Annotated in this window: 8 protein-coding genes and 1 pseudogene; 6 read left to right on the forward strand and 3 right to left on the reverse strand. The window is 64.2% G+C overall.

What is annotated here, in order from left to right; genetic code table 11:
* Positions 1–511, forward strand: a pseudogene (locus MOV75_RS17410) (hypothetical protein); the annotation flags it as partial.
* Between the two features lie 142 nt (positions 512–653).
* Here the strand turns inward: MOV75_RS17410 and MOV75_RS17415 are convergent.
* The 3 genes from MOV75_RS17415 to MOV75_RS17425 are packed head-to-tail and all read right to left on the reverse strand — an operon-like array spanning position 654 to position 4,698.
* A complete protein-coding gene (locus tag MOV75_RS17415; protein ID WP_246920315.1) occupies positions 654–2,564 on the reverse strand; it encodes an NAD(P)/FAD-dependent oxidoreductase in 1,911 nt (636 codons plus the stop codon).
* Positions 2,561–3,208, reverse strand: a complete 648-nt coding sequence (locus tag MOV75_RS17420; protein ID WP_246920318.1) for a TetR/AcrR family transcriptional regulator — start codon at positions 3,206–3,208, stop codon at positions 2,561–2,563. Before MOV75_RS17420 ends, MOV75_RS17415 begins: the two co-directional genes overlap by 4 nt.
* On the reverse strand, positions 3,205–4,698 hold the full coding sequence (locus tag MOV75_RS17425) for an AMP-binding protein (RefSeq protein WP_246920321.1): 1,494 nt from the start codon (positions 4,696–4,698) through the stop codon (positions 3,205–3,207). Before MOV75_RS17425 ends, MOV75_RS17420 begins: the two co-directional genes overlap by 4 nt.
* 173 nt (positions 4,699–4,871) lie before the next feature.
* Between MOV75_RS17425 and MOV75_RS17430 the strand changes: the two genes are divergently transcribed.
* From MOV75_RS17430 to MOV75_RS17450, 5 genes are all read left to right on the forward strand, one after another.
* Positions 4,872–6,131 (forward strand): ABC transporter substrate-binding protein, encoded by a 1,260-nt coding sequence (locus tag MOV75_RS17430; RefSeq protein WP_246920324.1) that lies wholly within the window; start codon positions 4,872–4,874, stop codon positions 6,129–6,131.
* A gap of 90 nt (positions 6,132–6,221) precedes the next feature.
* Positions 6,222–7,124 (forward strand): branched-chain amino acid ABC transporter permease, encoded by a 903-nt coding sequence (locus MOV75_RS17435; RefSeq protein ID WP_246920327.1) that lies wholly within the window; start codon positions 6,222–6,224, stop codon positions 7,122–7,124.
* Positions 7,121–8,140 (forward strand): branched-chain amino acid ABC transporter permease, encoded by a 1,020-nt coding sequence (locus MOV75_RS17440; protein ID WP_246920330.1) that lies wholly within the window; start codon positions 7,121–7,123, stop codon positions 8,138–8,140. The genes MOV75_RS17435 and MOV75_RS17440 overlap by 4 nt, the downstream gene beginning before the upstream one ends.
* Before the next feature lie 2 nt (positions 8,141–8,142).
* Positions 8,143–8,898 carry an ABC transporter ATP-binding protein gene (locus MOV75_RS17445; protein ID WP_246920332.1) on the forward strand — a complete coding sequence of 252 codons (756 nt, stop codon included), beginning with the start codon at positions 8,143–8,145 and terminating at the stop codon, positions 8,896–8,898.
* Positions 8,895–9,079, forward strand: a 185-nt coding sequence (locus MOV75_RS17450; RefSeq protein ID WP_247006259.1) for an ATP-binding cassette domain-containing protein, incomplete at its 3' end; no start/stop codon positions are given. The genes MOV75_RS17445 and MOV75_RS17450, both read left to right, overlap by 4 nt.

The raw sequence follows: 9,079 nt of genomic DNA on the forward strand, positions 1-9,079 counted from the left end.
GGCATCCCTCTTGGGTACTGCGGCCGGGGCAATTCTCATGGCCGTCGTGCGCAACGGCCTCAATATCCTGAACGTCAACACCTTCTGGCATCAGGTCGTGATCGGCGCGATGTTGGTGCCGGGCGCAAGCGCACCGAAGCTGGTCACGCGCGCGATGCTGACATCGATGCGGCCCGGCGCCGTGCTGGTTGACGTCGCGATCGACCAGGGCGGCTGCTTCGAGACCTCGCATCCGACCACGCACACTGATCCGACCTATGAGGTGGATGGCGTCGTGCATTACTGCGTCGCCAATATGCCGGGCGCCGTGCCGGTGACGTCCAGCCAGGCGCTGAACAACGCGACGCTGCCGTTCGGCCTGATGCTGGCGAACAAAGGCTTTGCCGCGGTGCTGGAAAATCCTCACTTGCGCAACGGGCTGAACGTGCATCGCGGCCGGATTACCAACAAGGCGGTGGCGGAAAGTCTGGGGTTGGAGTTCGCGCCGGTGGAGAGTGGGCTGGCGGCGTAGAGGCCGCAACCTCCGTCATTGCGAGCGTAGCGAAGCAATCCAGAATCTCTCCGCGGAAAGACTCTGGATTGCTTCGCTACGCTCGCAATGACGCTGTGGAACCAGCGTAACTAATGCGTCGGCCCGAGTCAGTGCTGAGAATTCACGCCTTCGTCAGCCTGTACTGCCGCAAATCCGGATCGTGCGTCATGCCCCAGTAGTCGACGAAGCGCCAGGGCATCGCCGAGAACACCCGGCCGCTGCTGTTGCGATAATATGTGCTCATCCCCGGATGGGTCCAGATCATCGCCTCGTGTTCGGCATCGACCTTGCGGACGTAGTCGTCGAGCACATCCTGGCGGACGTCGATGGCGGCGACGTCGTGCTCTATCATGTCGGCAAGACACGCTGAGATGTAGCGGCTTTGGCATTCCGACTGGAAGATGACGCTGCCGCCATGGGCGGGGCCGGAGTTGGGGCCGAGCATGCAGAAGAAATTTGGGAAGCCCGGCACGGTGAGTCCGAGGAACGCCGTCGGATTGTCGTTGCTCCAGGCCTGGCGTAAATCCTGGCCGTCGCGGCCGCTGATGTTGAGGCGGGCCGCCATTTCCGTCACCTTGAAGCCGGTCGCGACCACGATGATATCGGCGGGGCGGTGCTTGCCGTCGGCGGTGACGAGGCCATCCTGGTCGAAATGATCGATCGCCTCGGTGACGAGCTCGACATTGTCCCGCCTCAAGGTCTTGAACCAGTTGTTGTCGAGCAGGATGCGCTTGCCATAGGGCGGATAGGTCGGCACGCATTTGTCGATCAGATCGGGCCGGTCCTTCAACTCGGACAGGATGAAATCGGTCAGCTCCTGGCGATGCCGGTCGTTGCCTTTGTTGACGGCGCGCTCCGGATGCGGCCAGGCCGGGTCCTTGCGTAGGAAAGGCAGCAGGCCGTCGCCGTAGCGCCAGAACATGTTGAAGCGGTACCACTGCACATAGAACGGCAGATGCGCCAGCAGCCACCGCGCGCCCTCGCTGATCGGATCGGCATAGCCCTTCACCGGCCGCGCCCATTGCGCGCTGCGCTGATAGACCGTGACCGAGGCCACGCGTCCAGCGATCGACGGCACCAGCTGCATCGATGTCGCGCCGGTGCCGATCACGGCGACATGCTTGCCGTCGAGCTTGATGTCGTCGGACCACAGTGCCGAATGCAGGATCGTTCCCGTGAAGTCCTCCTCGCCCTTGAAACGGGCGCGGGAGGGATCGTTGAGCTGGCCGATGGCCGAGACCAGCGCGGTGGATTCGAAGGTCTCTTCGCCGTCCTTCGTTTTCAGCGTGGATATCCAGCGCCGCTTGCCTTCGTCCCAGCGCGACGCGGTCAGCTCGGTGTCGACGCGCAGATGCTTGCGAATGCCGTATTCGTCGGCGACCTTCTGGAGATAGCCGAGCAGCTCCTCGCGCTGGCAGAAATAACGGGTCCATGCATTGCCCGAGCCGAACGAGTAGGAATAGGAGTGGTTCGGCGTGTCGACGCCGCAGCCGGGATAGCGGTTGATCCACCAGGTGCCGCCAAGCTCGGCGTTCTTCTCGACGATGGTGTAGGGGATGCCGAGCTGGCTGAGCGCGACGCCGAGCGCGATGGCGCAGACGCCGGCGCCGACGATCAGCACATGCTGGTCGCCAAGCTTTTCGTCGGAAGGACGCTTGGTCCAGCGCGCGTGGCGCGCCACAAAGCCCATCTCCTCGCGCATCAGCGGGGCATATTCCGGCGCGACGCTCTCGCCAAGGCAGGCGCGCATCATCTTCAGCAGCAGCTCTTCGCCGGGATCGGCGATGACAGGCTTCGGCGTACCATCGGCGAAGAGCTTGACCACCGCGGCGCGGATCTCATCCTGGATGTCCCGGGGCATACCGGCCTCGGGATCGGGGATGAGGCGGATATCGCGCTTGGGCAAGTATGGCGGCGCGAGCCATTTCGCGTCGCCGGTCATGTGCACCAGCACCATCAGGAGACAGCGGATGTCGCCTTCTGCGATGGCCGAGGCAAGGTCGAGCGGCTTGTGCGGAGATTCGATATTCATGGCGTGTCCTGGTCCCCGGACGGATTGAAGAGGCCGCGCGTCATCAGCTTGCGATAGGCGGAGATGACGTGGTCGGGCACGGCGGTGACGCCGCCTGCCGAATAGGAATAGCGGCGACTGAGATAGCCGCGCGCACCCATCAGCATGTGGACGATGGCCTCGAACTCCTCGTCGCTAAAGTCCTCGATGGCGCCGGCAAGGCGCGCGCGGCGCAAGATGCGGACATAAGCGGTCGCGATGTTGTCGAGATGCTTCTGATAGCCGATGGGGGCGAAGAACTCGGCTTCGTTGAGGATGCGCAAGAATTCCGGCACCTCGCCGATGAAGTCGAAGAAGGCGGCGAAGCGCTCGATTTCCTGCCGCGCCGCATCCGCGGTGCCGGTGCGGGCGCGGATGAACTCGACCATGTCGAGACCGATCTTGGGCAGCAGCTGGTCGAGCAGTTCCTGGCGGTTCTCGAAATGATTGTAGAAGGTGCCTTGCGCCACGCCGGCCTGTTCCGTGATGCGGGCGACGGAGGCCTCGGCATAGCCATGCTTGCCGACGACCTTGGTGGCGGCCTCGAAGATCTTCTGCTTGGTCCAGGCGTTGCGCTCGACGCGGTTGAGCTTCGTGACCTTCGCGGTGGCTGGCCCTTGATTCATGCCACGGTCTCCAGTTCAGCGCGCAGCACGCGCTTGAGAATTTTTCCGGATGGGTTACGCGGGAGGCTGTCGCGGAGGATCAGCTCCTTCGGCACCTTGAAGCTTGCGAGGCGCGCCCGGCAGTGCTCGGTGAGAGCAGGCAGCTCCAGCGCGGCGCCTTCCGCCAAGACGACGATGGCGACCGGCCGTTCGCCCCAGCGTGCGTCCCGGAGGCCGATCACCGCGACTTCGCGCACCTCGGGCAATTCATAGATGACGCGCTCGACCTCGGAGGAGGCGATGTTCTCGCCGCCGGAGATGATCATGTCCTTCTTGCGGTCGGTCAGGTACAGGAAGCCTTCCTCGTCGAGATAGCCGACGTCGCCGCTGCGAAACCAGTCGCCGAAGAAGGCCGATGCCGTCTTCTGCGGGTCGTTCCAATAGCCGCGCGTGATCTTGGGACCGCGCAGGCAGATCTCGCCGTTGACGTTGGGAGGCAGCGCCTTGCCGTCCTCATCGCGGATCTCGATCTCGACATGGGCGATGGCGCGCCCGGTCGAGCCGATCTTCTCGATCTCGCGGCCGGCCTCCATGAAGGTGTCGCCGCCAACGGTCTCGGTGAGGCCATAGGCATCGATATAGCGTGCGTTTCGGAAACATTCGGAGAAGGCGCGGATGCGCATCTCCGGCGTCTTCTCGCCGCCGCCGATCGCCCATTGCAGGCTGGAGACGTCGTAACGGTCGCGCCTCGGGCAGGTCAGCATCGCGGTGGTCATGACAGGCGCGAACCACGCGGCGTTGAGCTTGTCTTCTGCGATGGCGCTGAGCGCCGTCTCCGGCTCGAAATTGCGCTCGATGCGAATGAAGCCGCCATGCCAGAGCACGGCGATTCCGGGCAGATCGAGTGCGCCGACGTGATAGAGCGGACCGACCACGAGCAGCCGCGTCTCGGCACTGATGCCGAGCGCGATCGTTTGATCCGCCGACTTCCAATAGAAATTATCGTAAGTGAGCATCACGCCCTTGGGGCGGTCCGTCGTGCCCGAGGTGTACATCAGCCGCATCAGGTCGGATGGCGCGCGGACATGCATGGGCGCGGGCGGCGTATCGCCCGCGAGATGCGTGATGCTCTGCTGCGCAGTCTCGTCGAGCACGACAATGCCTGCGCCCGCTGCGTTCTCGGCCAATTCCTCATCGACGATCAGAAGCCGCGCGCCGGCATTGCCGGCGATGTAGCCGACCTCGTCGCGCGAGAGGCGGAAGTTGATCGGAAGGAACACCGCGCCGAGATGGCTGGTGGCGAAGACAAGCTCCAGGAAGGCCGCGCTGTTCTTCATCAGCACGGCGACGACGTCGCCGGCGCCGATGCCTTGCGCGGCGAGCCAGCCTGCCGCGGTTCGGACCCGCACATCGAATGCCGCGTAGGAAATCTCCTTGCCGCGATATTTCAGCGCGGGCCGGTCCGGCGTGCGGCGGGCATGAAAGGCGATGAAGCTCGAAAGATTGATCATTTTGCGGGTTTTGGGCCGCTAGTCGGCCTCACTTCCTCCCTGGGATGAATTCTGACTCGTAATTCATCTTCAGCTTGACGTCACCCCCCACCCTCTGAAATCCTTGGAAACACGGAGACGAGACGATCTCCGGCAGGGATCAGGAAACGCCGACCCGAAAGAGGGAGGGAAAAATGACGAGAACCCGCACGCCGGGCATCAGCCGCCGTTCAACACTGGCGCTGATGGGCGCCGGTGCGATGACGTTCGCAGCGCCGTGGGTGGCGCGCGCGCAAGCCAAAACCATCAAGATCGGCATGCCGACGATTCTGTCGGGCCGCGTCGCGCAGCTCGGTACGTCCTCACGCAATGCGGTGATGCTCGAAGTCGAGAAGGTCAACGCCGCCGGCGGTCTCGCCGGCCGGCAGATCGAGATGGTGATCCGAGACTCCAAGGGCCAGCCGCAGGAAGCCGCCCGCGTCGCGCGCGAGCTCGTCAACACCGACGGCTGCGAGCTGATGATCGACGCCGAAGCCTCCTCCGGCGCCTTCGCGGTGCACGAGGTCGCGCGCGATCTCGGCGTGTTCTGCATCCACACCAATTCAGAGACCTCGGCGTTGACCGCGGATCCCAAGCAGCGCATCCCCAACGCGTTCCGTACCGCGCGGCAGGGCGTACACGATTCCATCGTCGGCGGCAGCTATGCCGCCGCGATCGCCAAGGCGAAGGGCTTGAAGAAATGGGCGACCTGTTCGCCCGACTATGCCTATGGCCGCGACACCACTGGCGAGTTCACGCTGTACCTGAAGCGGTTTGCGCCCGAGGTCGAGATCATCAGCGAGTCCTGGCCGAAGCTGTTCCAGCCCGACTACACCGAAGTGGTCACCAAGATCCTGCAGGCCAAACCGCAGGCGCTGTATTCCTGCCTGTGGGGCGGCGATCTCACCTCCTATATCGACCAGGCCAACATCTACGCTATGTTCGGCCAGATGGAGGTGTTCGCGGTCAACATGGCCGATTACACCGCTCTCACCGTGGTGAAGAACCTGCCCAAGGGCATCCACTCCGGCAACCGCTACATCAAGACCTTCCCGGCGACGCCGGAGAATGCCGCCTGGGGCGATGCCTACAAGGCGAAGTACAATGAATATCCGACCAACTGGTCCTGGGAGAACGCCACCGCAATCATGCTGATGGCGGAAGCTGCGAAGAAGGCAAACTCGGCCGACGGCAAGAAGATCGCGGAGGTGCTGAAGGGCCTCACCATCAAGTGCCCGTTCGGCGCCGACGGAACCGTGACCATGCGCGGCGACGACCACACGCTGGTCGGCTACGCCATTGGCTGGGGCACCACGATCCCGCAGGAGCCGTATGTTCCCGAGGTCAAGGCCGGCGACTGGAAGACCATCTTCGAGCTCGAGGCCGAGTGGAAGAAGAGCAAGGGCTATGCCTGATCGCGCGCATGGCGGAGGCGGGCGACCGTCTCCGCCGGCTTCGTCTGGCTTCTCGCGCCGTGTCGGGCGCGCTGCAATGAAAGTGCTCCCGTGGATCTCGATGCGCTTGCCGGCTGCCTCTCCAGCTCCGCCTGTCTGGTGACGCAGACTACCAGCGGCCTCATCATCGGCATGCTCCTGTTCCTGGTCGCGGTTGGGCTGACGCTGATTTTCGGCGTGCTCAAGGTGGTCAATTTCAGCCACGGCGCCTTCTACATGTTCGGCGCCTATTTCGCGATGACGGCCTATCAGCTCACGGGAAGCTTTGCGCTGGCGATGCTGGCGGGCGCGGCCGGCACCGCAATTCTCGGCCTGATTTTCGAACGCGTCTTCATGAGCCGCGTCTATGGCGCGGACGTGTTGATGCAGCTCCTCGTCTGCTACGCCTTCGTGCTGATCTTCGACGACGTCGTGCGCATCATCTGGGGGCCCGAATTCAGGTCGATGGGCATGCCGGCGGCGTTCCAGGTGATGCCGCTGTTCATCGCCGGGGGCGTGGTGCCGCCTTATTATCTGCTGCTGATCGGCATCGCGCTGGTGGCGGCGATCGTGCTCGGCATCGGATTGTCGCGCAGCCGCATCGGCAAGGTGATCCGCGCCGCCGCACATAATCCCGGCATGGTCTCCGCGCTCGGCATCAACACCGGCCTGATCTATGGCGGCGTGTTCGCGCTCGGCGGCATGCTGGCGGGTCTCGCCGGCGCGCTTGCGGCACCCGTGCGCTCGCTGACGCCCGGCATGGGATTCTCGGTGCTGATCGAGTCCTTCATCGTGACCGTGATCGGCGGCATGGGCTCGATCCTGGGCGCGCTGATCGGCGCGCTGTTGCTTGGTCTCATCAGGTCGTTCGGCTCGCTCGGGTTTCCCCTGTTCACGGAAGGCCTGATGTACCTCTTCATGGTGATCGTGCTGGTCTCAAAGCCCACCGGCCTGTTTGGCAAGGAGGCGGCATGACCGAGCTGGAGGCCGGGCGCGCCGAGCAATTGGCGCCGGTGCGCAATGGTATGGTGCTGCAACGCTATCGCGACGTGCTGATCGCGCTGATCGCCTTCGCGGTGCTGGCGAGTCTGCCGCTGTTCACGGGCAGCAAGGCGCTGCTCGATTTCGTCATCCGCTGCTCGGCTTATGGCCTGTTCGCGACCTCACTCAATCTGCTGGTCGGCTACACCGGCCTGACCTCGTTCGGACATGGCATGTTCTTCGGCCTTGGCGCCTACAGCTTCGGCCTGATCATGCAGAAGCTCGCTGTGCCCATTCCGGTTGCATTCGCCGCGACGCTGGCGATCACGGCGCTCATCGCGGCCGTCATCGGCGCGATCTGCGTGCGGCTGAAGGAGATCTATTTCGCCTTCGTCACGCTCGCCTTCCAGATGCTGATCCACTCGACCATCCTGTCCTGGGCCTCCTTCACCGGCGGCGACCAGGGCCTGCGTGGCGGCATTCCAAGGCCAGCGTTCCTCGGCATCGATCTCTCCAACCACGTCCATCTCTATGTCACGAGCTGCGCGCTTCTGATCCTCGGCCTGCTCGCGATGCGGCAGATCGCGCAATCGCCGTTCGGCTACACCTTGCGCATGATCCGCGACAATGCGGCGCGGGCGAGCTTCCTCGGCATCGACGTCTGGCGCGCCAAGCTTACCGTGTTCGTGCTGGCGGCGCTGTTCGCGTCCATGGGCGGCATGGTGATGGCGCTGTTCGTATCAGGCGCTTATCCGGAATTTGCCTATTGGACGATCTCGGGCGAGGGCATCTTCATCAACATGCTCGGCGGCGTCTCGACCTTCCTGGGCCCGATGGTCGGCACCGTGCTGCTCTTGCTGCTCAACGACACCGTGACGCGGTTCACCGAGTATCACGGCATCGTGCTCGGTGTGGTCATCCTCTTCTTCGCGCTGGGTCTGCGCAAGGGCCTGCTCGATTTCGTCGCCGAATGGTTTTCGCGCCGTCGCGATGCGGGCGAGGGGCGCTAGCGATGCTGGAGATCCGCAACCTCGCAAAGTCCTTTGGCGGCGTGAAGGCGACCAACGACGTCTCGCTCGACTTCCCCGACGGCTCGCTGACCGCGGTGATCGGCCCGAACGGCGCGGGCAAGAGCACCTTCTTCAACCTGATCACTGGCGCCTTGAGGCCGGATTCCGGAGAGGTGCTGCTCGACGGCGTCGATCTCGCCGGCCGCTCGCCACCGGAAATCGTCCGCCACGGCATCGGCCGCGCTTTCCAGGTCGCCAGCATCTTCAAGTCGCTGACGGTGGAAGAGACCATGCTCGCCGCCGTCAGCGCGGACCAGCGTACGTCCGCGGTGCTGCACAAGCGCTTTCCGTTGCCGGAGTCGCGGGACCGCGCCGAGCACGTGATGGAGCTGCTGGGCCTCGCCGGAAAGCGCCACCGCACGGCTGCGACGCTCTCGCACGGCGACCAGAAGCTGCTCGACATCGCTTTGGCTCTGGTGCTCGAGCCCAAGGTGTTGCTGCTGGACGAACCCACCGCCGGCATGGGCCCCGAAGAGCGCTGGCGCATGATCGACAAGGTGCGCGAGCTCTGGGAGACGCAAAAGATTACTGTCGTCTTCATCGAGCACGACATGGACATCGTGTTCAAGATCGCGCCCAAGATTATCGTGCTTTGCTATGGCCGCATCCTGGCGACGGGCACGCCCGACGAGATCCGCAACGACAGCGCCGTGATCGAGGCCTATCTCGGCACCGAACATGCGGGAGCGGCCGCATGAGCGCTCCCGTCATCGACGTCGCGGATCTCGACGTCTACTACGGCACCAGCCAGATCCTGTTCGGCGTCGGCCTCTCGGTGCGGCAGGGCGAGACCATGGCGCTGCTCGGCCGCAATGGCGCCGGCAAGTCGACGACCATGAAGGCAATCATGGGGCTGGCGCCGCCGCGCCGGGGCAGGGT

Origin of the sequence: Bradyrhizobium sp. PRIMUS42, from assembly GCF_023006515.1 — a bacterium.
Lineage (GTDB): Bacteria > Pseudomonadota > Alphaproteobacteria > Rhizobiales > Xanthobacteraceae > Bradyrhizobium.

Excerpts from the sequence above, each read along its gene's own strand:
- MOV75_RS17415 (WP_246920315.1), bottom strand. The coding sequence starts at position 2,564 with ATGAATATCGAATCTCCGCACAAGCCGCTCGACCTTGCCTCGGCCATC.
- MOV75_RS17420 (WP_246920318.1), bottom strand. The coding sequence starts at position 3,208 with ATGAATCAAGGGCCAGCCACCGCGAAGGTCACGAAGCTCAACCGCGTC.
- MOV75_RS17425 (WP_246920321.1), bottom strand. The coding sequence starts at position 4,698 with ATGATCAATCTTTCGAGCTTCATCGCCTTTCATGCCCGCCGCACGCCG.
- MOV75_RS17430 (WP_246920324.1), top strand. The coding sequence starts at position 4,872 with ATGACGAGAACCCGCACGCCGGGCATCAGCCGCCGTTCAACACTGGCG.
- MOV75_RS17440 (WP_246920330.1), top strand. The coding sequence starts at position 7,121 with ATGACCGAGCTGGAGGCCGGGCGCGCCGAGCAATTGGCGCCGGTGCGC.
- MOV75_RS17445 (WP_246920332.1), top strand. The coding sequence starts at position 8,143 with ATGCTGGAGATCCGCAACCTCGCAAAGTCCTTTGGCGGCGTGAAGGCG.